Genomic DNA, 23,211 nt, shown 5'->3' on the forward strand with positions numbered 1-23,211 from the left:
GGTGACGCCGCCCCCTTGACAATACCTCTGGACGTGGGTAGGGCGCCCGCTGCGTGCGGAGGGCGACCAATGACCTGCCGGAAGGGCGCGGCCCCTGCTCGGCGTGTGAGAATCGAAATCGCTCACATGTATCACCGGCGAGCAGGAGACACAGCACGATGCGCATCGGAGTTCTCACCGCAGGCGGCGACTGTCCCGGCCTGAACGCAGTGATCCGGTCGGTCGTGCACCGGGCCGTGACCGGCTACGGCGATGAAATCATCGGCTTCGAGGACGGGTTCAAAGGCCTCCTCGACGGCCACTACCGCCCCCTCGACCTCAACACGGTGAGCGGCATACTCGCCCGCGGCGGCACGATCCTGGGCTCGGCCCGGCTCGAACGCTCCCGGCTGCGCGAAGCTGCCGAGAACTGCGAGGAGTTGGCGCGCCGTTACGGCATCGACGTGCTCATCCCGATCGGCGGCGAGGGCACTCTGACCGCCGCGCGGCTGCTCGCCGAGGCCGGGATGCCCGTGGTCGGCGTACCGAAGACCATCGACAACGACATCTCCTCGACCGATCGCACCTTCGGTTTCGACACGGCCGTCACGGTGGCCACCGAAGCGATCGACCGCCTGAAGACGACCGCCGAGTCGCACCAGCGCGTCATGGTCGTGGAGGTCATGGGCCGGCACGCCGGCTGGATCGCCCTGGAGTCCGGAATGGCGGGAGGAGCCCATGGCATCTGCCTGCCCGAGCGGCCTTTCCAGGTCGACGACCTGGTGAAGATGGTCGAGGAGCGCTTCGCCCGCGGCAAGAAGTTCGCGGTCATCTGCGTCGCAGAGGGCGCGCACCCCGCCGAGGGATCCATGGCGTACGAGAAGGGTGCGATCGACCAGTTCGGCCATGAGCGCTTCCAGGGCATCGGCAACCAGCTCGCCGTGGAACTCGAGCGCCGGCTCGGCAAGGAGGCCCGGCCGGTGATTCTCGGTCATGTCCAGAGGGGTGGTGTCCCGACCGCGTACGACCGCGTGCTCGCGACCCGCTTCGGCTGGCATGCGGTGGAGGCCGCCCATGACGGTGACTTCGGCAAGATGACGGCGCTGCGGGGCACACAGGTCACCCTCGTGCCGTTGGCGGATGCGGTGACACGCTTGAAGACGGTGCCGGGGGACCGGATGTCCGAGGCGGAATCGGTCTTCTGAGCGGACGCCGGACGGTGCCCGCGGGCCGGACGGGGCCGCGAGCCCCGGCGGCCCGCCCTGGACGATCAAGGGCTCCCCTTCCCCTGCGGCAGCGGTGCCGGTACCCCGGCTCCGCTGCGCGCGGGCGATTGCGGGACGCGACCGTTGAGTTGAGCGGTGCGATCGGCAACGCGCCTGCCCGTCCCTGAGGTTGCCGAACCCGCATCCCGCAACACCACCCCGGGCATCCCGGCGGAGTCAGCCGTCGTACGCGCCGGTCCCGACGAGAAGATCCACAGCGGTGCGGATGGCCGTGTGCCGCCGTTCGTGCACACCGTCCCGGGACAACCGGCGGAGCCGTTCGGGGAGTTCGTCGCGACGCACCCGGAACGCCTTCACCGAGGGGTCCTGGTCGCATCGCTTCCCCGGCAGCCGCGCCCGGTGTCGGCCTGTCCCGTTCCCGCGGTCGGGGTCCGGTCGATCACCTTCCCGACGACCGCTTCCGGGTCCGGGTCACCGCTGTCCCGCCGTGAGCTCCCAGAAGCGGTCGACCACCTCGTCCAGGAACTCCCTGCCCGCCTCGCCCGATCCACCCGAAGCGCCCCAGCTGGACGTGGTGACCATGCGCGCCTGGTAGTCCGAGTGCAGCTGCTGGAGCACGTACTCGAGGCGCCGCTTCGGCATCGGAAGCAGCTTGGCGACCGGACGTACGTACGCCTGCCAGCGGGTCGTCGCCGCGCTGCGGAGCAGTTCCGCGAATTCGTCGTTCCGCCCCGTGGCGGCGACCAGTTCACGCGGCGAGAGCGAGAGGGCCACGGCGAGCGCCGCGGTCTGACGCTCGTTGCCGCGCCAGTCGTCCGACTCCTCCATCCTGCGGTACGCGGAGGCTTCCATGCCGACCCGGCGGGCCAGGTCCTCCACGGTGACGGCACGGGCGATCCGGTGCTCGCGCAGGGTCCGGGCGACGCCCAGCAGATCGCCGGGCGCACACCACAGCACCCCCGCCAATGCCGTCAGTTCTCGGGAGGTCGGTGCCCGGTGCCCCCGTTCCCAGGCGACCACCGTGTCCGCGTTGACGCTGAGTCCGTACTGGGCCTGCAGACCGTAGGCGACATGGCCGGGAGCCATGCCCAGCGCCTCGCGCAGACGGCGGGCGGCAGGGGCGTTGAAAGGCGGGGTCGGGTGCACGCGCACACGGTAGGAGTGAATCGTCCGTTCTGGCTACGGTTCGTTCGCCAGACGGTGATCCTCGTAGGAACGTCCAGAATCGGTCATGGTCCCGAATTGTTCGCCCGCCCGGCCCGCCCGGCCCGCCCGGCTGCAACCAGCGACGCGTCCGGCAGGCGGCCGGCTTCGTCAGCGGCCCGAGCTGATCCAGCGGTACTGGAGCTCGGGACGTCCGATCTGCCCGTACTGCGGGCTGCGGTCGGCTCGGCCCTCCGTCACCAGATGCTCGAGATAGCGGCGCGCGGTGATCCGCGAGATCCCGACCTCGGCCCCGGCCTCGGCCGCGGTGACCCCGCCGGGTGCGTCACGGAGCGTCCTGGTCACAGCCTCCAGAGTGGGCGCGCTGAGGCCCTTCGGCAGGGCCGCGGGCCGGGGCGTGCGCAGGGTGGCGAGCGCCCGGTCCACTTCGTCCTGGCCCGAGGCCTCGCCCGCGGTGGCGCGGAACTCGGCGTAGCGGACAAGGCGGTCGCGGAGGGTGGCGAAGGTGAAGGGCTTCAGGACGTACTGGACGACCCCGAGCGACACGCCCTCGCGGACGACCGCCAGGTCCCGGGCGGATGTGACGGCGATGACGTCCGCCGAGTGGCCCGCGGCGCGCAGTGAGCGCAGGAGCTGGAGCCCGTGCCCGTCCGGCAGGTAGAGGTCCAGCAGGATCAGATCCACGGGCGTGCGCTCCAGGACCCGGTGCGCCGCGGCCCGCGAGTGCGCCACCGAAGCGACGGTGAACCCGGGCACGCGACCGACGTACAGGGCATGGGCGTCGGCGGCGACGGGGTCGTCCTCGACGACGAGCACACGGATGCGGGAACTGTCGGCGGCTGTCATGGACCCACCTCCCGGGTGTGTGCCCGCGCCCATGCGGTCGTGCGTCTCTCCGGGAGGGGACCTTCCGGCCCCCGCGGTCCGGTCGGCGCGGTCATGCGCTCACCTCCGGGGCGTGCAGCGGCAGACGCACCGTGAACTCGGCGCCGCCGTCCGGTCCTTGGTCCACTTCCACGGTCCCCCGTCCCCGGTGCGCGGCCTGCCGGACCAGCGCCAGCCCCAGACCCCGGCCGGGTCCCCGCGTCGACCACCCGCGCTCGAACACGGCCTGCACGTCCCCCGGGCGCACCCCGGGGCCGCTGTCCCCGACGCGGAGGACGAGCTCGCCCTCATCGGTGCGGGCGGTGACGGTGACCCGCGGTCCGGACTCCGGGGCCCGTGGGGCGGGCACTGCCGCGCCAGCGCCGGCTACCTCGTCGCTCGCGTCCGGCTGCGCCGAAGCGGCCTCGACCGCGTTGTCGATCAGATTGCCGAGGACGGTGACGAGGTCGCGCGGCGTGAGCCAGGGGGGCAGGACGCCGTCGTCGATGCGGCTGTCGTCCGCCAGGACCAGCTCCACACCGCTCTCGTTGGCCTGGGCCGCCTTGCCCAGCAGGAGCGCGGCCAGAACGGGCTCGGCGACTGCGGTGACCACCCGGTCCGTGAGGGCCTGCGCCAGCTCCAGCTCAGCGGTGGCGAACCGGACCGCCTCGTCGGTACGGCCGAGTTCGATGAGGGAGACCACGGTGTGGAGGCGGTTCGCGGCCTCGTGGGCCTGGGCGCGCAGGGCCTGGGTGAAGCCGCGCTCGGAGTCGAGTTCGCCGGTGAGCGACTGGAGTTCGGTGTGGTCGCGCAGGGTCACGACCGTGCCCCGGCGTTCGCCGCCGATCACCGGCTGGGTGGAGACGACGAGCACCCGGTCCGCGGTCAGATGCAGCTCGTCCACCCGCGGCTCGCTCGCCAGCAGGGCGCCGGTGAGTCCGGGCGGCAGGCCGAGTTCGTCGGCGCCGCGCCCCACCACCTCCGTGTCCAGCCCCAGCAATGCGCGCGCGCCGTCGTTGATCAGGGCGACCCGCCGCCGTCCGTCGAGCATCAGCAGACCCTCGCGCACCGCGTGCAGCGTGGCCTGGTGGTAGTCGTGCATCCGGCTGAGCTCCGCCGCGTTCATCCCGTGCGTGTGCCGCCGCAGCCTTGCATTGATCACATACGTGCCGGCTCCGCCGAGCAGCAGTGCCGCTCCCGCCATGCCCAGCAGCGCCGTCACCTGCTTGCGCACCTGTTCGCTGATCCTGTCGATGGTGATGCCAGCGCTGACCAGTGCCACGATCCGGTCACCGTCCCGCACCGGGGCCACCGTCCGGACCGAGGGCCCGAGCACTCCCAGGTGCGTCTCCGAGAACGTGCGCCCGCGCAGCGCCTCGTCCGTGTGCCCCAGATACGTACGCCCGATCTCGTCCGGCTCCGGATGAGTCCACCGGGTCCCGTCCGGCGCCATGATCACCACAAAGGTGACGCCCGTGTCCTTCCGCAGCCGCTCGGCGTACGGCTGCAGCACCGCCGACGGGTCCTCGGACCGTACGGCAGCCACCACCGACGGCGAGTCCGCCACCGCGGTCGCGGTCGCCGTCGACTGCCGCCGTGCGGTCTCCTCCGCCTGCGAGCGGTCGGTGAGATAGGCGAAGACGGCGCACCCGGCCACGATCGCGGCGACCAGCACGACCTGCATCGTGAAGAGCTGGCCGGCGAGGCTCCGGGGGCGCGGTATGTGCATGGCGTAAGTGTGCACGCCCGATTTCGTGTGAACGAAACGTACGCAAGGGTGACCGGCGTCACAGGGTGATGGATAGTCGCGGCAGTCCACACGGGACGTGGACGTTCGACAGCCGAGGAGGAATCCCTGTGGCAACCCCACCAGCAGCCGCAAGGCGGGACCGCACCCACTATCTGTATCTCGCCGTCATCGGTGCCGTCGTCCTCGGCATCGTCGTGGGCTTCGCCGCCCCCTCGGTCGCCGTCGAGCTCAAGCCGATCGGCACGGGCTTCGTCAACCTGATCAAGATGATGATCTCGCCGATCATCTTCTGCACGATCGTGCTCGGTGTCGGTTCCGTCCGCAAGGCCGCCAAGGTCGGCGCGGTCGGCGGCCTCGCCCTCGGCTACTTCCTGGTCATGTCCACCGTGGCGCTCGCCATCGGACTGATCGTGGGCAACATCCTCGACCCGGGCTCGGGACTGCAGCTCACCGAGGCGGTCAAGGCGGCGGGCGAGAAGCAGGCGGCCGGTGCGAGCGAGGGCACCGCGGACTTCCTCCTCGGTGTCATCCCGACGACGCTGGTCTCCGCCTTCACCGAGGGCGAGGTGCTGCAGACACTGCTCGTGGCGTTGCTGGCGGGCTTCGCGCTGCAGGCGATGGGTCCTGCCGGCGAGCCGGTGCTGCGCGGTATCGGGCACATTCAGCGACTGGTCTTCCGTATCCTCGCCATGATCATGTGGGTGGCTCCGGTCGGTGCCTTCGGAGCGATCGCGGCGGTGGTCGGCGAGACCGGTCTGGACGCCCTGAAGTCGCTCGCGGTCATCATGATCGGCTTCTACATCACCTGTGCCGTCTTCGTCTTCGTCGTCCTGGGCACGCTGCTGCGCCTGGTCGCCGGGGTGAACCTGCTCGCGCTGCTGAAGTACCTGGGCCGCGAGTTCCTGCTGATCCTCTCCACCTCCTCGTCGGAGTCGGCGCTGCCGCGCCTCATCGCCAAGATGGAGCACCTGGGTGTCTCGAAGCCCGTCGTCGGCATCACGGTTCCGACCGGCTACTCCTTCAACCTCGACGGCACCGCGATCTATCTGACGATGGCTTCGCTGTTCGTCGCCGAGGCGATGGGCAACCCGCTGTCGCTCGGCGAGCAGGTCTCGCTCCTCGTCTTCATGATCATCGCGTCGAAGGGTGCGGCGGGCGTGACCGGCGCGGGACTGGCGACCCTGGCCGGCGGCCTGCAGTCGCACCGTCCCGAACTGGTCGACGGCGTCGGCCTCATCGTCGGCATCGACCGCTTCATGAGCGAGGCCCGCGCCCTCACCAACTTCGCGGGCAACGCGGTCGCCACGGTCCTCGTCGGCACCTGGACGAAGGAGATCGACAAGAAGCGGGTGGCGGAGGTCCTCGCGGGCCGTGTGCCGTTCGACGAGAAGACCCTCGTGGACGATCACGCACCGGCCGGCGGTGCCCCCGCCGGCGTACCGGAGCAGCGGGAGACGGCTGCGGACGGGACGGCGGCGGTGAAGGTCTGAGCACCGCCGCTGTGCGGCCCCGGCCTCCCGCCGGGGCCGCACGTGTTCAGTCCACCGGGAAGGAGAACACCGCGCATGTCGTGGTCCCGTGCGCGTACAGCTTTCCGTCCTCGATCCCGACCGCGCGCGCCTCGGCCGTCGCCGTCGTCCGCCCGACGTGCAGGGTCGTGCCGATGACGCGCAGCGGCGGGGTCCCCGCGAAGACCGGCCGGATCAGATTCAGATTGATCTGCGTCGTCGTGTACGTGGAGCCGGCGGGCAGCCGGCTCATCACCGCCGAGCCGAGCGCCGCGTCCATCACCGCCGCGAGATAGCCGCCGTGGACACTGCCCATCGGGTTGTAGAGGTGCTCACCGTGCTCGGTCTCGAAGACCGCGAGCCCGTCGCCGACCTCCACGAAGCCGAATCCGAGGGTGCTCATGATCGGTGCGGCCGGGAAACGGCCGTCGATCGCGGCCTGGAGGATCTCCCGCCCGGTCATCCTCAGGATCTCGGCGTCCGGACGTACGGGCGCGCCCCAGGTGTGCGTACGGGACCGGGTCGCCGTATGCGTCTGCTCGCGGCTGGTGTCTGTGCTCATGCACCGAATGTAGGAGCGGCGGCCGAACGGGAGCGAGTGTCGTATCCGACGCGGTTGATACGATTCCCGACATGAAGGTGGCGGTTCTCGCGCTGGACGGCGTATTCGGCTCAGGCCTGTCCGCGATCCTCGACGTACTCCACTCCGCCAATGCGATGCGGGGGGAAATCCCGCAACCACCGCCCGAGTGGGACATCCGCACGGTCGGCTTCCGCCGTCGTGTCAGCACCGGAGTGGGTCATACGGTGCCCACCGAGCCGGTCGGCACCGTGGACGACAGCGACCTGCTGATCGTGCCCGCCGTCACCGAGCGCCGCCCGGAGGCGCTGATCTCGTACGTCTCCGGGAGCGCGACCCGCCCCGCCCGTGGTCTCCTCGCCGAGATCCGGGCCGCGCGGACACCGATCGCCTCCGCCTGTACGGGCACCTTCCTGCTCGCCGAGTCCGGAGTGCTCGACGGGGAGCGGGCAACGACCAGCTGGTGGCTCTCGCCCGTCTTCCGGGCCCGCTACCCGGCCGTCCGTCTCGACGAGACCTCCATGGTCACGGTGTCCGGGGGCATCACCACCGCGGGTGCGGCCTTCTCCCATCTCGACCTCGCCCTTTCGGTGGTCCGCACGGCCAGTCCCGCCCTCGCCGATCTCGTCTCGCGGTACCTCGTGATCGACGACCGCCCGTCCCAGGCCGCGTACACCATCCCCGCCGCGCTCGCCCAGAGCGACCCGACCGTCTCCGCCTTCGAGCGCTGGGCCCGCGAGCACCTGCACGAGCCGCTCGTCGTGTCCGAGGCCGCCCGCGCGCTCGGCATCAGCGAACGCACCCTGCAGCGGGCGGTGTCCCGGACGCTGGGCACCACCCCGGTCCGTTTCGTCCAGGATCTGCGCGTCGAGCAGGCGAGCCATCTGCTGCGCACGACCTCCCTGCCGCTTCCCGTCATCGCCCGACGCGTCGGCTACGAGAACCCGGGAACCCTGCGCCTGCTGCTCCGCAACCGCACGGGCACGACGGCGACCGATCTGCGCGGCCGCGGCTGAGCCCCCGTCCCGGGACGTCCGAGCCCTCGCCCGCGACGCACCCGTCCGAGCCCCCGCCCGGCGGCCTCTGGATGGCCGAACCGCGCCCGGTGCCCAAGGGTGAAACCGTGGCCGCACCCGGCGGCGCACGGGACACGGGAGACGGACATGCCGAAGTACATGGTCCAGGCCAGCTATACGGCCGAGGGCACCAAAGGCCTGCTCACCGAGGGCGGAACGGGCCGCAGGGAAGCGGTGGAACGGACCATCAGGTCCTGCGGGGGGACCCTCGAATGGATGTACTTCGCCTTCGGTGACGACGATCTCTATGTCGTCGTCGACATGCCCGACGAGGTCTCCATGGTCGCCACGTCCATCGCGGTGCGCGCCACCGGAGCGGTCACCTCCAGAGCGGTTCCCCTGATCAGCCCGGAGGACATCGACGCGGCCACGAAGAAGCCGGTCGACTTCCGGGAACCCGGCGCCTGACCCCCGCCGGCCGTCTCCTGGCCGGCGGGCCGCAGACCCCGTGCGGCGCACAGCGCGGCGAGTTCGCCGGGTCCGGTGTCCGGCCCGGCGCCCCGCCGCGCTGCTCCCGCCGCGCGGACGTGACTCACTGCTGGATCGGTCGTCCGTCCGTCCCGCAGATGTAGCCCGCCACGATGCAGTCACGCACCCGGCGCTCCAGCTCCGCCTGGTCCCAGGCGTTGAAGAAGTCGCCGTGGAAGGTGTAGCCGGGTGCGTCCGTGACGTTCACCCCGCCCCGGGTGCCCGCGAGGGCGAGTCCGCCGCCGGTGACCGGCCAGGTGATCAGGAGCTCCAGGCGCGGTACGACGACGGGATGGGTCGGCGGACAGCTCTGCCCCACCGCGTACGCCATGTGGTCGCGGTGGTTGGTGCTGTCCAGGTTCTTCCCGTCCCAGCAGGTCGGGAAGTCCAGGTAGTTCTCGAGCTTGTGGCCGGGCGGGCAGTTCATGAAGTCCCGGCTGGACTCGGGCCGGCCGACGCAGGACCAGCGCGCGGCCGGATTCTGGTCGGGTGAGGTGGCCAGGGCGTTGCCGACGACATAGCGCAGCCCTCGCGGGTGGGCGACGGCGCGGGTGCGGTCGGTGATGCCCTGGTAGTAGACGGTGACCCGCTCGGGGGCCACGGGGGCTCCGTGCTGGAAGAGGGTGGGTGTCCAATAGGAGGAAAGGTCCGTCTGCGGGGTGCAGTTGGTGGTGCCCGCGCTCAGCGACTGCAGTGTCGACGAGGCGTTCGCCGTCCTGTTCCCGTAGAACTCGTGGATGTGCGAGCGTCCCGCCTGGCCGGGGAAGACGATCGGGTCGTCGCCGCGCCGGTGGCTGGAGAAGCAGTCCGCGCGGAACTCGCTCCCCCGCAGCGGGGCCGCGGCCTGAGCGGCGATCGCCGCCGCCTGGGCCCTGGTGTACGTGTACGCGTGCGCCCCGTGGCCGGTTCCGGCCGGTCGGGCGTGGCCGCCGTGCCCGTCGTCGCCGCCCGGGCCGGCGCGGTCCGTCGTGCACGCCGCCGTGGCCAGCAGCAGTGCCGTGGCCATGCCCGCCAGCACGCGGCGTAACAGAGGTGTCATGGGTCCTGCCTCCTCGTCAGCCGAACGGGATGCGGACGACGGACTGGTTGCCGGTTCCCAGCGTGCTGCTGCCGTTGCCGATCGCGTTCCACACCTCGACCCGCACCTTGCCGCCGGTCAGATCGCCGTGCGTTCCGGTGGCCGACCGCAGGCCTCTCGCCTGTGTGTAGTGCTCGTAGCCCGGAACCGGATCGGTGGCGAAGTAGTGGAAGGTCTCCGTGCGGTCCCAGGTACCGTCGCCCGTGCGGTCGTAACTCACCCTGATCTGCTGCCCGTTGGCGACCGTTGTCCCCGCGTCCACCAACAGGTCGAACTGTGTCGCGCCGCCGTTGTAGGCACGTGTGACCGGGCCGGACGTGAAGACCTGCGGACTGTGCGGGGTTCCGTCGTGATTGGCTCCGCCCGCCGGGGCGAGTGTGACCGTGGAGGCCGACGCCGTCGCGTCACCCGCACCGCCGCCCGTGCGCAGATACAGCTGTGAGGAGCCGGACGGCGGCGGCTCGCTCGGGTCCGGAGGGGGCGTAGTGCCGCCACCGCGTGTCCAGACGGCGACGTAGTCGACGAGCATGGGGCGGCCGGGCACGGTCGCGGCCGTCGGGGTCCGCCCGGCCAGCGCGTCGGGGAAGGCGCCGCCGATCGCGACGTTGAGGAGGATGAAGTAACCGGCGTGCTCCGTCATGTTCGCCCAGGTTCCCGCGTCCACCCGGTTCTGGTTCACGCTGTGGAAGAGCTGGTCGTCCACGTACCAGCGCAGCTCGTTGGGGGACACGGACCGGTCCCACTCGAAACGGTAGGTGTGGAACGCGGACTGGCAGCTGGCGCCTGGGCAGGTACGGCTGGCACCGATGCCCGTCGTCTCGTTGCAGGGGCCGCCGGGGTTCACTCCGCAGTGGAGCACTCCCCAGACGGAGTTGATGCCGTTGACGTTCTCCATGATGTCGAACTCGCCGATGCCCGGCCAGTTCCAGTAGCTGCCCCGGTACGGCGCACCCAGGGCCCAGAACGCCGGCCAGTAGCCGAGGGCGGCGTCACCGGTCACATTCGGCATCTGGATCCGGCCCTCGATGCGGAGCGTGCCGCCGGCCGGGGCCTTGAAGTCGGCGCGACGGGTCTCCACGCGGGCGGAGGTCCAGTTTCCCGCGCCGTCGCGGAGCGGGGTGATCCGGAGATTGCCGTTGCCGTCGAGCGAGAGGTTGTCGGGGCTGGACGTGTAGTTCTGGATCTCGCCCGTGCCCCAATTGGCAGGTCCGCCAGGATAGTTGTGCCCGGTGTCGATCTGCCAGTCGGCCGCGGAGGGCAGGGCCCGGTTCGGACCGGTGAAGTCGTCGCTCCACTGCAGGTTCCAGCCGGGGGCGGGGGGCACCGCCCCGCGCGCCGTCCCCGCGCCCGTGACGGAAAGGAATCCGGCCAGGGCGACGGTCACGGCGAGGAGGGCGGTGAACAGGGGGATGCGGGTGCGGGGGGAGGTTCTGCTGCGGCTCGTGCTCAAGGAACACCTCCGGTGAGGATGGTGCCGAGGGGGTCTTGAGAGCGCTCTCAAAGGGTTTTGTAGATGGAGACAGGGCAGCCGTCAATGGCTTGGCATCCTTAACTTCATGAATGCTCAACGCAGTTGGCGGCACCGGCCGATGTCGTCCGGTGCCGCCCCGGCGGTACTTCGCCCGCTTCTCACCCTCCGTCGAGCAGCGCCAGCTCCCGCTCGTTCAGCACGAGTTCGCCGGCAGCCGCGGAGTCGCGCACCGACTCCGGTCTGCTCGCCCCCGGGATGGGGATCACCGTGGGGGACTTCGCCAACAGCCAGGCCAGCGCCACCCGCTGCGGGCTCACTCCGAGCTCCCGCGCCACCCGGTGGAAGCCTGCGAACGCCGGGTCCGCGCCCTGCCCCGAAGCCCCGTCCAGCGAGCTGCGGGAGATCCCGCCGAGCGGGCTCCAGGGCAGGAACGCCAGCCCCAGTCCCGCGCAGAGGCGCAGCTCCGCCTCACTGTCCCGGACGGCGGGGGAGTACCGGTTCTGCACCGACACCAGGCGGTCACCGAGGATTTCGCTGGCCTGCCCGATCTGTGTGGTGTCGGCGTTGGAGATCCCCGCCAGCCGGACGGTGCCCGCGTCGAGCAACTCGCGGATCGCACCCAGCGAATCGGCGTAGGGAACCGCCGGATCCGGCTTGTGCAGCTGGTAGAGCCCGATGGCAGAGACTCCGAGCCGCTTGGCGGACGCCTCGGCGGCGCGCTTGAGGTGGCGCGGATCCCCGTCGACGGACCACCCACCGTCGGCCGTCCGCCCCCGTCCTCCCTTGGTGGCGACCAGAATCCCGTCGGTGTCTCCTCCGTACGCGGCGAGGGCCCGCGCAACGAGCAGCTCGCCCGCGCCCGGCTCCTCGCCGGGTGGATGGTACGAGTCGGCCGTGTCGACCAGCGTGACGCCCGCGTCGAGCGCCGCATGGATCGTGGCGATCGCCCGTGCCTCGTCCGGACGCCCCTCGATGGACAGAGGCATCGCCCCCAGGCCGATCGCCCCCACCCGCACATCACCGATCGACCGCGTCACCGTCGTCACCGTGCCTCCTCGCCGTGACGTGCGCCCACCGTCTCGGCAACGGCCCGCCCCAGCCACTCCGTACTGCGGCCGAAGCGGAATCCGAGTTCCTCGGCCAGGGAATTGTCCATTCCGTACGAGCGGTCGAAGGAGAACGGCGAGAGCGCACCCGACTCCACCGGACGGAACTCCACCGTGCCGCCGGTCACGGCCACCACCTGTGCGCAGATGTCGGCCGTGGTGAGCCGCCCGTGGGACGCCGCGTTCACCGGGCCGGTGAATTCCGCGCCCGCGGCCCACTCCAGGAACGCGGCGATCTCCTCGACGTACACATAGGTCGCCGAACGGTTCACGAGAGGCACCGCGATCGGCTCCCCCGCCCGGATGCGCTCCGCATAGTGGTCCAGCCTGCCGGTGAAGTCGTCGTCACCGCCCAGTACATGGGCCACCCTTACCGCCGCGAACGGGAACGCGGGCTCGCGCGCGAACACCGCTTCCGCCTGGCGCTTGCCCTCTCCGTAGTGCGCATCCAGGAAATCCGTGTCGTCCCACGGCAGTCCGGGATCGGCCACGATGCCACGCGGATCGACGGCCTCCTCGCGGACCAGGCCCTCGGAGTCCTCGTGTTCGTACACCTCGACCGTCGACGTCATCACATAGCGGCGCGTGCGGCCGGCGAAGACCCGTCGGGCGATCTCCGCCTGACGCGGGGTGTAGCAGACCTGGTCGACCACCACGTCGAAGGTGCGCGAGCCGAGCGCCGCCGTCAGGCCCGCCTCGTCGTCGCGGTCGGCAACGAGATGAACGGCACCGTCGGGCGCCGCGGAGGAACCGCGATTGACGACGGTGACATGCATTCCCGCATTCAGCAGCCGCTGGATGAGCCTCTTCCCGAAATAGCGGTTTCCGCCGATGACACACACGTCACGCATGCCGACTCCTTCTCGAATTCCCGGCGCTTCCCGTCAGCTCCATCAGTGTTACGTTGACGGGCCGCGCGCTGAAGGGGGAGACATGGGAGTTACGGCCGCCACACCGAAAGAACCACGGCATCTGCGCACTGCCGCCGACGAAACATCGGCGGTCGCCTACGACCGGGTGGACCGCCAGATTCTGGAGCTCGTCCAGAGCGACGGCCGGATCAAACTGAGCGAGCTGGGACGGCAGGTGCGGCTGAGTCCCGCCGCCGTCGCCGAGCGCGTGCGCAGACTGGAGGCGTGCGGCGCGATCACCGGCTACGGCGCCCATGTCTCCCCGGCCCGGCTCGGCTACGGCATCCAGGCCTTCATCAGGGTGAACCCGCACGCCGGCTACACCCTGAAGCACCCCAGGACCCTGGAGCTGCTCTCCCGCCCGGAGGTCATCGAGGCCCACCATGTCGTCGGCGAGGACTGCTGGATCCTCAAGGTCGCCGTGACGGACACGGAGCACCTCGAGGGCGTCCTGGAACAGACCTCTGCGCTCGGGCGCACGACGACGTCGATCGTGCTCTCGTCGCCTGTGGGGCACAAACCGGTGCTGCCGGCGGAGCGCTGACCGGACGGTCCGCGCCGCTTCAGGAGGTCAGCAGGCGCGGACGGGCGAAGTCCGAGTTGTCGATGACGACGTCCATCCTGGGCAGCGGGTCGACCTCCCGCAGATAGATCTGCTCCGCCACGAGATATCTGTCCCGGTGGATCGACTCCGCATCGGACCCGGCCCAGTTCTGGTCGCGCTCGGCGCCCCGCCGGACGGAGAGTTCGGCGTCGATCTGCAGCCAGATGCGGAAGTCCCAGTACTCGTCGATCCCGGGCCGGAACGCGAAGATCCCGTCCACGATCAGCACCGTGTCCGCGGCGAGCGGTGCGGTCTCCGTGGAATGGTCCAGCTGTGTCAACGGGTCGATGCTGCACAGGGCACAGGACACCGCATCCGGCGAACGGCAGGGGTCCAGCATCAGACGCCGGGCCGACTCGTAGTCGTAGGCGTTGCGGTAGTAGCCCTCGCCCGACTCCCGGTCGTACAGGTGCCGGTCCTTCCAGGGGTTCTTGAAGTCGTCGAGGGTGGCTCGGAGTGCCGGACGTCCGGCATGGCCCAGCCACTCGGCGAGTTCGTGCCCGAAGCTCGTCTTCCCGGCGGCGGTGAAGCCGTCGATGCCCACCAGCAGTCGGCCCGGGCCGAGTGCCTGGATGCGCCTGGCGACGTCCTCGACGAGCGCGCTGCGCTCGGCCGAAGCCGCCGGTGGGCACGGCTGTTGCCACGTCGAGACCGAGTGATGCACGTCCGCCCGTGATGATCTCATCAGGTGATCCTAAGGGCTGTCCCGCGATCCCCGGCAGGCGCACAACGACAGCCACGGCACTCCACCGGCTCCGCGGGGCACCTCCACGCCGTGTTGTCGGAGTGCCCGAATACGCCCGGTACGAGGACACCCCTTCGCCTTGCGCTGCTTCCCCTCGGCCCTGGCGGGCCCGGAGAGACCCCACGCATCCGACGCCGCGCGCCGATCCACCAGGGAGTGCGGGACAGCCCTCAGCGCTCAGCCCTCGGCAGAATCGAGCCGGGGGACGGGAATCCGCCTGCGATGGGGGCTTTCCTTGCCCCCGACGTCAAGGAATACGGTCGAGGACATGCGCATCGGCGAGCTGGCGGAGCGGGCGGGGACCACGACCCGCACTCTGCGCTACTACGAGTCCCGCGGGTTGCTTCCCGCCCGACGTGCGGTGAACGGCTACCGCAGCTACGACGAGGAGGACCTGCGGCTGCTCCAGCAGATCAGGACCCTCCAGGACTTCGGGTTCGAGCTCGAGGAGACCAGACCCTTCGTGGAGTGTCTGCGCGCCGGGCACCCGTCCGGGGACGCATGCCCCGCTTCGCTCGCCGTCTACCGGCGCAAAGTCGCGGAGCTGGACGCGCTCATCGACCGGCTCCTGGCGGTGCGTGCGCAGGTCGGTGCACAACTTCTCCGGGCCGAGGCAGAGCTGCCTGGCGGGCCGGATCCCCAGTGTGAAAGAGGAGGCTGACGGATGATACGGGCAGAGGGCGTCGAGGAAGTGACGGACGCGGACTTCACCGCCGAGGTGCTGGACGCGGAACTCCCCGTCCTGGTCGAGTTCACGGCCGACTGGTGTGGCCCGTGCCGCCAACTGGCGCCGGTGCTGAGCTCGGTGGCCGTCGAGGCGGCGGACCGGGTCAAGGTCGTGCAGCTCGACGTGGACACGAACCCGGAGGTGACGGTCCGGTACGGAGTGCTGTCCATGCCGACACTGATGGTGTTCCGGGGCGGTGAACCGGTGATGTCGGTGGTCGGGGCGCGGCCGAAGCGGAAGCTGCTGCAGGAGCTGGCGGAGGTGATCCCGGTCAGCGCAGCGCGAGGGTGATCCGGCGGCGGTCGACGTTCACACCGGTCACCTCGACGCTCACCTCGTCGCCGACCTGCGGCTCGCGACCGCCGAGTGCACTGCTGGGGACGAGGCCGACGACATCGTCGTCGACGCGGACGAAGGCCCCCATCGGCCAGAGCCGTGTGACGACCCCGGGCACGGTTCGGCCGAGCTGCGTGCGGGTGAATGCACGCAGAGGGTCGGGCTGCAGGTCCTTGAGCGAGAGCTGGGCCTGCACACGCGTCCAGTCGACGTCGAGGACCGTGGCAGTGATCTCCTGGCCGACGCTCACGAGTTCGGACGTGTGGGCGAAGCCCGAGGAGGACCACGTCAGTTCTGCACAGTTGATGAACCCGTCGTTCCCGCCGCCCAGCTCCACGAACACGCCGAAGCTCTCGGTGCCGGACACCACCCCGCCTCGCGCCTCGCCCCGTTCCAGTGTCCCGAGGAACGCCCTGCGCGCCTCGCCGCCCGGGTCGAGTCCGGCCCGCAGATCCTTGCGAGCCGTCTCGCTCAGCAGTGGTGCGAACCGGGCGAACAGCATGAGGAGTTGTCCGCCCCACTGGACCCGGAACTCGTCGTTCACCACGGCGAGGTCGAGTTCGTTGGCGGCGGTCAGCTCGGCGAAGTCCCGCCGCTGTTGTGGCGACGGAGGGTACGTCTCGCCCGTGAACCGGTCGCGGAACACAGGGTCGTTCGAGGCGAGCGTGCCGTACGAAGCGTCGCGGTCGCAGCTCGCATAGAAGTGCACGAGATCCTCCGCGTCGTCCCCGATGGCGGCGGCCAGCTCACCGCGACGCTCGAGCGGGAGCAGCGACGTGCCGAAACCGTCCGTGCCGTAGAACGCATGGCACAGTCCGGCGAGCTGCAGTTCCGGACGGGCTCCCCATGCGGCCAGTCTCTCCCGTACCCGGCGCAGATGGGCGATCAGGGTTCCGCCGGGATGCTCGATCCCCTCCGCGCCGCACGCCCGCAGCAGTGCCATGGCCTGCTCCACCGCCGGCTCAACGGATGCCCCCGCCATGGCTGTTCCCCCTGCTTGTCAGTGTCGCCTGTCACGATGCCCCAGCCAGTGGTGATCGACAAGGTGGGGAAACGTCATGGGCACATGGGGCACGGGTCCTTTCGACAACGACGCGGCGGCCGACTTCGCCGGCGACCTCGACGAGCTTGCGCCGGAGGCCAGGGCCGGACACATCCGGGCCGCTCTGCTCCGGGTGGTGGAGGAGCCGGAGTACGTCGAGGCGCCCGATGCGGACGAGGCACTGGCCGCCGCTGCGCTCGTGGCGGCGGGGCTGCCCGGCGGTGAGCCGGTCGATCCCGTGTACGGTCCGGAGGAGCCCGTGTCCCTGCTGCCGGCGGACTGCCCCGCGCTGGCACTCAGGGCCGTCGACCGGATTCTCGCACCCGCGTCCGAACTCGCGGACCTCTGGACGGATGCCGGCGACGCCGAGGAGTGGCGGGCGGTCCTCGCACGGATGCGCGCCGTACTCGACGGGACGCCCCCGCGGTAAGCGCTCCGCGACAGACAAAAAACCCCGGTCGAATTGACGGCCGGGGTAATTCTTCGCGTATATTTGTTGGTTCCGCGTGCGGGCATACCGAATACGCGAGAGACTTCAATAAACGCACTGTATCGCGTCAGGAGCTGAATTGTCAACCGAGGAATTGCGGCAGGAACAGCAATTCGTCTCCCTCGTCCATGAGCGGCTGGACCAGCTCAGGGCGGAGGCGGAAGCAGCCATGACCGCCGCCGTCGGACAGAACGGGACCGGACGCCAGGCGCGTGTCGAGCGGGATGTCGCCGTCGTCGAGCAGTCCGCGACACTCGCCGCGCTGAATGCCGCGGACACCGGGCTGTGTTTCGGGCGGATCGACCGGCGTGACGGAATCACGCACCACATCGGCCGCACCGGAATCCGGCGCGACGACGCCGAGCGCACCCCGCTGCTCATCGACTGGCGGGCGCCGGTGGCAAGGCCGTTCTATCTCGCGACCGGTTACGAGCCCATGGGCCTGCGGCGGCGCAGGCACATCACCACCCAGGGCCGTGTCGTGACCGCACTCCATGACGAGATCATGGACCTCAGCGACACCACCCGCACCGGATACGAGTCGCACGACGCCGACGAGGTGCTGCTCGCCGCCCTCAACAGTGCCCGCACGGGACGGATGGCGGACATCGTCTCCACGATCCAGGCCGAGCAGGACCACATCATTCGCGCCCCGCACCAGGGCGTGCTCGTGGTGGAGGGCGGGCCGGGAACCGGGAAGACGGCCGTCGCGCTGCACAGGGCGGCGTATCTGCTGTACGCGCACCGGGAGCAGCTGGCCAAGCGGGCCGTGCTCATCGTCGGCCCCAACCCGGCGTTCCTCGGGTACATCGGCGAAGTGCTGCCCTCGCTCGGTGAGACCGGTGTCCTCCTGGCGACCGTCGGCGAGTTGTTCCCCGGTGTGCACGCCACCGGCACCGACACCGCCGGGGCGGCCGCGGTCAAGGGCAGGGCGGACATGGCCCGGGTACTGGCCGAGGCCGTGCGCGACCGGCAGCAGGTGCCCGAGAAGGGCGACCCGATCATCGTCCGGCACGACGACGGGGATCTGATCCTCGACTGGGACATGGCCGTCGAGGCCCGGCACAAGGCCTGGGAGACCGGGCTGCCCCACAACCTCGCCCGCCCCTACTTCGTCTTCCGCATCATCGACGAGCTCACCACCCAGCTCGCCGACCGCATCGGCGCGGACCCCTACGGAGGTCCGAACTTCCTCGGGCCCGACGACATCGCCCAGCTGGGCAAGGGCATCGCCGCGAGCGCCGATGTGCACGCCGCCATCGCCTCGCTCTGGCCCCCGCTCACCCCACAGGCGTTCCTCGCGGACTATCTCGCCGAGCCGACCCATCTGGGCGAGGGGGAAGCCGAGTTGATCCGGCGCACCCAGGGCCCCTGGACACCCGCGGACGTGCCCCTCCTCGACGAGGTCGCCGAACTCCTCGGCGAGGACGACTCCGCCGTCCGCGCCGCGGCCGAGGCCGAGCGCGCCCGGCAGATCGCCTATGCGCAGGGCGTGCTCGACGTCTCCTACGCCTCCCGCACCTATGAGTTCGAGGACAAGCAGGACATCGACGAGGAGGCGTCCGAGGTCCTCGCCGCGCACGACATCATCGACGCCGAGCGCATGGCCGAGCGTCAGGAGGAGGCCGACCACCGCAGCGCCGCCGAGCGGGCCGCCGCCGACCGGACCTGGGCGTTCGGCCACATCATCGTCGACGAGGCGCAGGAGCTGTCGGCGATGGCCTGGCGGCTGCTGATGCGGCGCAGCCCGAACCGCTCCATGACGCTGGTGGGGGATCCCGCGCAGACCGCCGACGCGGCCGGATGCGGTTCCTGGAAGGAGATCCTCGACCCCTACGTCGGCGACCGCTGGGAGCACGCGCGGCTCGGCGTCAACTACCGCACGCCCGCCGAGATCATGGAATACGCGGCAGGACGCCGCCGCACCACCGACCCCGGTTTCGAGCCTCCGCGCTCCATCCGGTCCACCGGCGCCCAGCCCTGGGAACGCACCATGGCACTCGCCGAGGTGCCCCGGCTCGCTCTGGCCGAGGCACCGCACGACGGCAGGCTCGCCGTGATCGCCCCGCCCGGGATCGTCGCCGAGCTCGCGGGTGAAGGGCCGCTGGACCTCTCCCAACCCGTCGTCGTCCTCGATCCCCGTCAGGCCAAGGGCCTGGAGTTCGACACGGTCCTGGTCGTCGACCCGGACCGGATGGCCGCCAACGACCTCTATGTGGCGCTGACCAGGGCCACCCAGCGGCTCGGGGTGGTCACACCGGCCTGAGCCAGACCGTGGCCAGCGGCGGCAGAGTGAGCTGGACGCTGCTCCGGTGACCGTGGGAGGCCACGGACTCCGGCTTCAGCGGGTCCCCGTTCAGCACACCGCTGCCGCCGTAGCGCGTGGCGTCCGTGTTCAGCACTTCGGTCCAGGCGGGGACGTCCGAGGGCACGCCCAGGCGGTATTCGTGCCGGACCACCGGAGAGAAGTGGGACACCGCGAGCAGCGGTGCTCCCTGCGCGGCGAACCGGAGAAAGGCGAAGACATTGTCCTCGGCGGCCCCGCCGTCGACCCAGGCGAAGCCCTCGGGGACGGTGTCCCGCTGCCACAGCGCGGGCGTCGCCGCGTACACCGTGTTCAGTTCGCGTACGAGGTCGCGGACGCCGCGGTGATCCGGTTCGGCGTCGTACGACGGGTCCAGCAGCCACCAGTCCGGTCCGTGTCCCTCGGACCACTCGGCACCCTGGGCGAACTCCTGGCCCATGAACAGCAGCTGCTTGCCGGGATGCGCCCACATGAAGCCCAGATACGCCCGGTGGTCGGCACGCTGCTGCCACCAGTCGCCGGGCATCTTCGACACCAACGCCCGCTTGCCGTGCACGACCTCGTCGTGCGAGATCGGCAGGACGTAGTTCTCGCTGTACGCGTACACCATGGAGAAGGTCATCTCGTTGTGGTGGTACTTGCGGTGCACCGGCTCGTGCTCGACATAGCCGAGCGAGTCGTGCATCCAGCCCATGTTCCACTTCAGTCCGAAGCCGAGGCCGCCGAAGCCGGCGGGGCCGACATGATGGGTGGCGCGGGTGACGCCGTCCCAGGCCGTGGACTCCTCGGCGATCGTGACGACTCCCGGACAGCGCCGGTAGACGGTGGCGTTCATCTCCTGCAGAAAGGCGACCGCGTCCAGATTCTCCCGGCCGCCGTGCTCGTTCGGGCTCCACTCGCCGTGCTCGCGCGAGTAGTCGAGGTAGAGCATCGAGGCGACGGCGTCCACCCGCAGCCCGTCGATGTGGAACTCCTCGCACCAGTAGACGGCATTAGCGACGAGGAAGTTGCGCACTTCCTTCCGGCCGTAGTCGAACTCGAGCGTGCCCCAGTCGGGGTGCGCGGCGCGTGCCGGGTCGGAGTGCTCGTACAGCGGCCGGCCGTCGAACTCCGCCAGTGCCCAGTCGTCCTTGGGGAAGTGGGCGGGGACCCAGTCGACGATGACGCCGATACCGGCCCTGTGCAGAGCGTCGATCAGGTACCGGAAGTCGTCCGGGGAGCCCATCCGGGCCGTCGGGGCGTAGAACCCGGTGACCTGGTAGCCCCACGAGCCGCCGAAGGGATGCTCGGCGACCGGCATCAGTTCCACATGGGTGAATCCCAGGTCCCGGACGTACGAGGGAAGTTGCTCTGCAAGCCGGCGATATGTCAGCCCGGGCCGCCAGGAGGGGAGATGCACCTCGTAGACGGAGAACGGGGCCTCGTGCACCGGACGGTCACCGCGACGCGCCATCCACTCCTGGTCGCGCCACACATGGTGGGACTCGGTGACCACCGAGGCATTGGCGGGCGGTACCTCGGTGCGGCGGGCCATGGGGTCGGCGCGCATCGTGTGCGAGCCGTCCGGCCGGGCGATCTCGAATTTGTACAGTGCCCCTTCGCCGACCCCCGGTACGAACAGCTCCCACACCCCGGACGAGCCGAGTGAACGCAGCGGGTAGGCCGTGCCGTCCCAGTAGTTGAAGTCACCGACGACCCGCACTCCGCGGGCGTTGGGCGCCCACACCGTGAAGCGTGTGCCCGTCACGCCCTGGTGGGTCATGGGGCGGGCGCCCAGGGCGTGCCACAGTTCCTCGTGCCTGCCCTCGCCGATCAGATGCAGATCGAGCTCGCCGAGTGCGGGAAGGAAACGGTAGGGATCCGCGAACTCGACCGTGGCGTCCTCGTACGCGACCAGCAGGGAGTACTCCGGCACCTGCCGCAGGGGCAGCACCCCGGAGAAGAACCCGCCACTCTCCCTGTGCAGCTCCGCGCGCAGACCTTTGGCCAGCACCGTGACCGACTCCGCGCAGGGGCGCAGCACCCGGATCACCACCCCGCCGCGTACCGAGTGCGCACCGAGCAGTGCGTGCGGATCGTGGTGCGTGCCGCCGAGCAGCCGCTCCCGGTCGGTGTCGTCGAGCGGCTTCGCCGGGCGTACGCCATGGCTGGCGGCCGAGATCCTCCTGGCGGAGGCGCCGGCCGGTGTACTCCCTGCGCCGGTGGCGGCCGAAGGGGTTACTGGTGCCCTGGCGGGAGTGCGGGCGGGAACCGGCTGTTCACCGGGCGGCTGGGCGGCGGACTTGCGGGGGGTCACGGGGGCGGCCTCCTTGGCGCGTTGGGGGAAGGGCGTTCGGTGGGGGCGTCAGGCTCCCGGCCCGGCAAGCCGTTGGATGGCCGCCATCGGCACCGGCAGCCAGTCCGGCCGGTGCCGGGCCTCGTACACGACCTCGTACACGGCCTTGTCCGTTTCGTAGGCGCGCAGCAGCTCGGGCTCGGCCCGTGGGTCGGTGCCGCACTCCTCGGCGTAGCCCTCGCAGTACGCCGCCCGGCAGCGCGCGGCCCAGTCAGGGTTCCAGGGGCGGTGCGAACGGGCCGCGTAGTCGAAGGAGCGCAGTATCCCGGCGATGTCCCGGACGGGCGGCTGCATCCTGCGGCGCTCGGCCAGCGGGCGCGCGGGCTCACCCTCGAAGTCGATGACCGACCAGCCGCCGTCGGGGGTGCGCAGGGTCTGGCCCAGATGCAGATCGCCGTGGATGCGCTGGGCGTGCCCGTCGCCGTCGGGTCCCGCTTCCGCGATCCCGTCGAACGCGGCGCGCAGGCCTCGCACGTACGGCAGCAGGGCGGGCACGGCCCGCACGGCGGCGTCCAGCCGCTCGTTCATGGCGGTCGCCAGGTGCTCGGTCTGCGCCCGGCTCAGCGTCATGGTCGGCAGCGCACCGGCCAGAGCGGTGTGCACCTCGGCCGTGGCCCGCCCCAGTGCCCGGGCCTCGTCCGTGAAGTCGCTGTCCGCAGCGAGCGCCTTCAGTGCCAGCTGCCAGCCGTCCTGCGAACCGCGCAGATAGGGCTGGAGCACGCCCAGCGTCGCGGGCTCACCGGTGGCCGTCTCGTACCAGGCGACGGGTGCGGGCACCCGGGCGCAGCCCGCCCGGGCGAGAGCGAGCGGCAGCTCCAGATCGGGGTTGGTGCCCGGGTACACCCGTCGGAAGATCTTGAGGATGTATGAATCCCCGTACACCAGAGAGGAGTTGGACTGCTCGGCGTCCAGAAACCTGGCGGGCAGTCCGCCCGCCACCGGCACCGTTCCGTCGAAGCGGAGTGTGCCGAAGAGGCCGGGGGTGCGCAGGCGCTCCAGGAGCAGCGCGGCCAGCCGGGGGTCGTGCAGGCCCTCGTAGACGGTCCGGCCGGCCAGCGGGCCACGCTGTACGCGGCCGATCAGCGCGGGAGCCAGATGGGGCGGCAGTGTGGTTCGTACGCCGATCAGCAGCTGATAGCAGTCGGCGCGCTCCCGGCCGTTCGTTCGTCCGCCCGCAGGTCCGGGCTGCTGGACGCGGATGAGCAGATGCAGCAGACCGGGGCTCACCGAGTCGACCGGCAGCAGCTCGGCCGCCGAGACCAGGGAGAAGCCGGCGACGGGGCGTCCCTTGCCCGCGAACCAGCGCTGCCGAGGCAGCCATTGGTGCAGCAGCGGCGTGAGCGAGGGAAGCAGAGCCACCGGGGTCCGGGTGGATGCAGCCTCCGACATGGCATCGCGTCCTTTCCCCGGGCACACCACAGGATGCGAAGAGTGTCCCGGATTGCG

At 70.7% G+C, this 23,211-nt stretch carries 22 protein-coding genes; 9 read left to right on the forward strand and 13 right to left on the reverse strand.

Going from position 1 to position 23,211, the window contains the following annotated elements; all coding sequences use genetic code 11:
• Positions 1-158: 158 nt before the first annotated feature.
• The gene (locus AC068D_RS24550) at positions 159-1,184 is read left to right on the forward strand and encodes an ATP-dependent 6-phosphofructokinase (protein WP_478825189.1); all 1,026 of its coding nucleotides are present in this window, start codon (positions 159-161) and stop codon (positions 1,182-1,184) included.
• Between the two features lie 237 nt (positions 1,185-1,421).
• Here AC068D_RS24550 and AC068D_RS24555 read toward each other — a convergent pair whose 3' ends face one another.
• The 4 genes from AC068D_RS24555 to AC068D_RS24570 form a co-directional block, all read right to left on the reverse strand.
• Positions 1,422-1,562 carry a hypothetical protein gene (locus tag AC068D_RS24555; RefSeq protein ID WP_478825190.1) on the reverse strand — a complete coding sequence of 47 codons (141 nt, stop codon included), beginning with the start codon at positions 1,560-1,562 and terminating at the stop codon, positions 1,422-1,424.
• 114 nt (positions 1,563-1,676) lie between these two features.
• A complete protein-coding gene (locus tag AC068D_RS24560; RefSeq protein ID WP_478825318.1) occupies positions 1,677-2,291 on the reverse strand; it encodes a helix-turn-helix domain-containing protein in 615 nt (204 codons plus the stop codon).
• A 228-nt stretch (positions 2,292-2,519) separates the two neighbouring features.
• On the reverse strand, positions 2,520-3,215 hold the full coding sequence (locus AC068D_RS24565) for a response regulator (RefSeq protein ID WP_478825191.1): 696 nt from the start codon (positions 3,213-3,215) through the stop codon (positions 2,520-2,522).
• A 91-nt stretch (positions 3,216-3,306) separates the two neighbouring features.
• Positions 3,307-4,962 carry a sensor histidine kinase gene (locus AC068D_RS24570; protein ID WP_478825192.1) on the reverse strand — a complete coding sequence of 552 codons (1,656 nt, stop codon included), beginning with the start codon at positions 4,960-4,962 and terminating at the stop codon, positions 3,307-3,309.
• Positions 4,963-5,090: 128 nt separating this feature from the next.
• Here AC068D_RS24570 and AC068D_RS24575 point away from each other — a divergent pair, with 128 nt between their 5' ends.
• Positions 5,091-6,473, forward strand: coding sequence for a cation:dicarboxylate symporter family transporter (locus AC068D_RS24575; protein WP_478825193.1), 1,383 nt, complete (start codon positions 5,091-5,093; stop codon positions 6,471-6,473).
• A 46-nt stretch (positions 6,474-6,519) separates the two neighbouring features.
• On the opposite strand, the gene AC068D_RS24580 is transcribed toward AC068D_RS24575, so the two are convergent.
• On the reverse strand, positions 6,520-7,053 hold the full coding sequence (locus AC068D_RS24580; RefSeq protein WP_478825194.1) for a PaaI family thioesterase: 534 nt from the start codon (positions 7,051-7,053) through the stop codon (positions 6,520-6,522).
• Between the two features lie 71 nt (positions 7,054-7,124).
• On the opposite strand from AC068D_RS24580, the gene AC068D_RS24585 reads away from it, so the two are divergent.
• Together AC068D_RS24585 and AC068D_RS24590 are read left to right on the forward strand one after the other, a co-directional pair.
• Positions 7,125-8,087 carry a GlxA family transcriptional regulator gene (locus tag AC068D_RS24585; RefSeq protein WP_478825195.1) on the forward strand — a complete coding sequence of 321 codons (963 nt, stop codon included), beginning with the start codon at positions 7,125-7,127 and terminating at the stop codon, positions 8,085-8,087.
• A gap of 147 nt (positions 8,088-8,234) precedes the next feature.
• Positions 8,235-8,555, forward strand: a complete 321-nt coding sequence (locus AC068D_RS24590; protein ID WP_478825196.1) for a GYD domain-containing protein — start codon at positions 8,235-8,237, stop codon at positions 8,553-8,555.
• Positions 8,556-8,679: 124 nt separating this feature from the next.
• On the opposite strand, the gene AC068D_RS24595 is transcribed toward AC068D_RS24590, so the two are convergent.
• From AC068D_RS24595 to AC068D_RS24610, 4 genes are all read right to left on the reverse strand, one after another.
• A complete protein-coding gene (locus AC068D_RS24595; RefSeq protein ID WP_478825197.1) occupies positions 8,680-9,654 on the reverse strand; it encodes a DUF1996 domain-containing protein in 975 nt (324 codons plus the stop codon).
• 16 nt (positions 9,655-9,670) lie between these two features.
• Positions 9,671-11,143 (reverse strand): glycoside hydrolase family 16 protein, encoded by a 1,473-nt coding sequence (locus AC068D_RS24600; protein ID WP_478825198.1) that lies wholly within the window; start codon positions 11,141-11,143, stop codon positions 9,671-9,673.
• A gap of 179 nt (positions 11,144-11,322) precedes the next feature.
• Positions 11,323-12,210, reverse strand: coding sequence for an aldo/keto reductase (locus AC068D_RS24605; protein ID WP_478825199.1), 888 nt, complete (start codon positions 12,208-12,210; stop codon positions 11,323-11,325).
• Positions 12,207-13,121 carry an NAD-dependent epimerase/dehydratase family protein gene (locus AC068D_RS24610; RefSeq protein ID WP_478825200.1) on the reverse strand — a complete coding sequence of 305 codons (915 nt, stop codon included), beginning with the start codon at positions 13,119-13,121 and terminating at the stop codon, positions 12,207-12,209. Before AC068D_RS24610 ends, AC068D_RS24605 begins: the two co-directional genes overlap by 4 nt.
• An 82-nt stretch (positions 13,122-13,203) precedes the next feature.
• Between AC068D_RS24610 and AC068D_RS24615 the strand changes: the two genes are divergently transcribed.
• Positions 13,204-13,725: an Lrp/AsnC family transcriptional regulator gene (locus tag AC068D_RS24615; RefSeq protein ID WP_478825201.1), complete on the forward strand. Its 522-nt coding sequence runs from the start codon at positions 13,204-13,206 to the stop codon at positions 13,723-13,725.
• Between the two features lie 19 nt (positions 13,726-13,744).
• Here AC068D_RS24615 and AC068D_RS24620 read toward each other — a convergent pair whose 3' ends face one another.
• Complete coding sequence (locus tag AC068D_RS24620; RefSeq protein WP_478825202.1) at positions 13,745-14,470, reverse strand: nucleoside/nucleotide kinase family protein; 726 nt, start codon at positions 14,468-14,470, stop codon at positions 13,745-13,747.
• A 328-nt stretch (positions 14,471-14,798) separates the two neighbouring features.
• Between AC068D_RS24620 and AC068D_RS24625 the strand changes: the two genes are divergently transcribed.
• Positions 14,799-15,191: a MerR family transcriptional regulator gene (locus tag AC068D_RS24625; RefSeq protein ID WP_478825203.1), complete on the forward strand. Its 393-nt coding sequence runs from the start codon at positions 14,799-14,801 to the stop codon at positions 15,189-15,191.
• A 3-nt stretch (positions 15,192-15,194) separates the two neighbouring features.
• Complete coding sequence (trxA, locus tag AC068D_RS24630; protein WP_478825204.1) at positions 15,195-15,548, forward strand: thioredoxin; 354 nt, start codon at positions 15,195-15,197, stop codon at positions 15,546-15,548.
• On the opposite strand, the gene AC068D_RS24635 is transcribed toward trxA, so the two are convergent.
• A complete protein-coding gene (locus AC068D_RS24635; RefSeq protein ID WP_478825205.1) occupies positions 15,529-16,575 on the reverse strand; it encodes a DUF6817 domain-containing protein in 1,047 nt (348 codons plus the stop codon). The genes trxA and AC068D_RS24635 overlap by 20 nt on opposite strands.
• 76 nt (positions 16,576-16,651) lie before the next feature.
• On the opposite strand from AC068D_RS24635, the gene AC068D_RS24640 reads away from it, so the two are divergent.
• Positions 16,652-17,065 carry a DUF4259 domain-containing protein gene (locus AC068D_RS24640; protein ID WP_478825206.1) on the forward strand — a complete coding sequence of 138 codons (414 nt, stop codon included), beginning with the start codon at positions 16,652-16,654 and terminating at the stop codon, positions 17,063-17,065.
• Between the two features lie 139 nt (positions 17,066-17,204).
• Positions 17,205-19,391 carry a HelD family protein gene (locus AC068D_RS24645; RefSeq protein WP_478825207.1) on the forward strand — a complete coding sequence of 729 codons (2,187 nt, stop codon included), beginning with the start codon at positions 17,205-17,207 and terminating at the stop codon, positions 19,389-19,391.
• Here AC068D_RS24645 and glgB read toward each other — a convergent pair.
• Both glgB and AC068D_RS24655 read right to left on the reverse strand, forming a co-directional pair.
• On the reverse strand, positions 19,378-21,591 hold the full coding sequence (gene glgB, locus AC068D_RS24650) for a 1,4-alpha-glucan branching enzyme (RefSeq protein WP_478825319.1): 2,214 nt from the start codon (positions 21,589-21,591) through the stop codon (positions 19,378-19,380). The genes AC068D_RS24645 and glgB overlap by 14 nt on opposite strands.
• 183 nt (positions 21,592-21,774) lie before the next feature.
• Positions 21,775-23,154: a maltokinase N-terminal cap-like domain-containing protein gene (locus tag AC068D_RS24655; protein WP_478825208.1), complete on the reverse strand. Its 1,380-nt coding sequence runs from the start codon at positions 23,152-23,154 to the stop codon at positions 21,775-21,777.
• Between the last annotated feature and the right edge of the window lie 57 nt (positions 23,155-23,211).

Source organism: Streptomyces sp. NPDC043861, assembly GCF_056435905.1.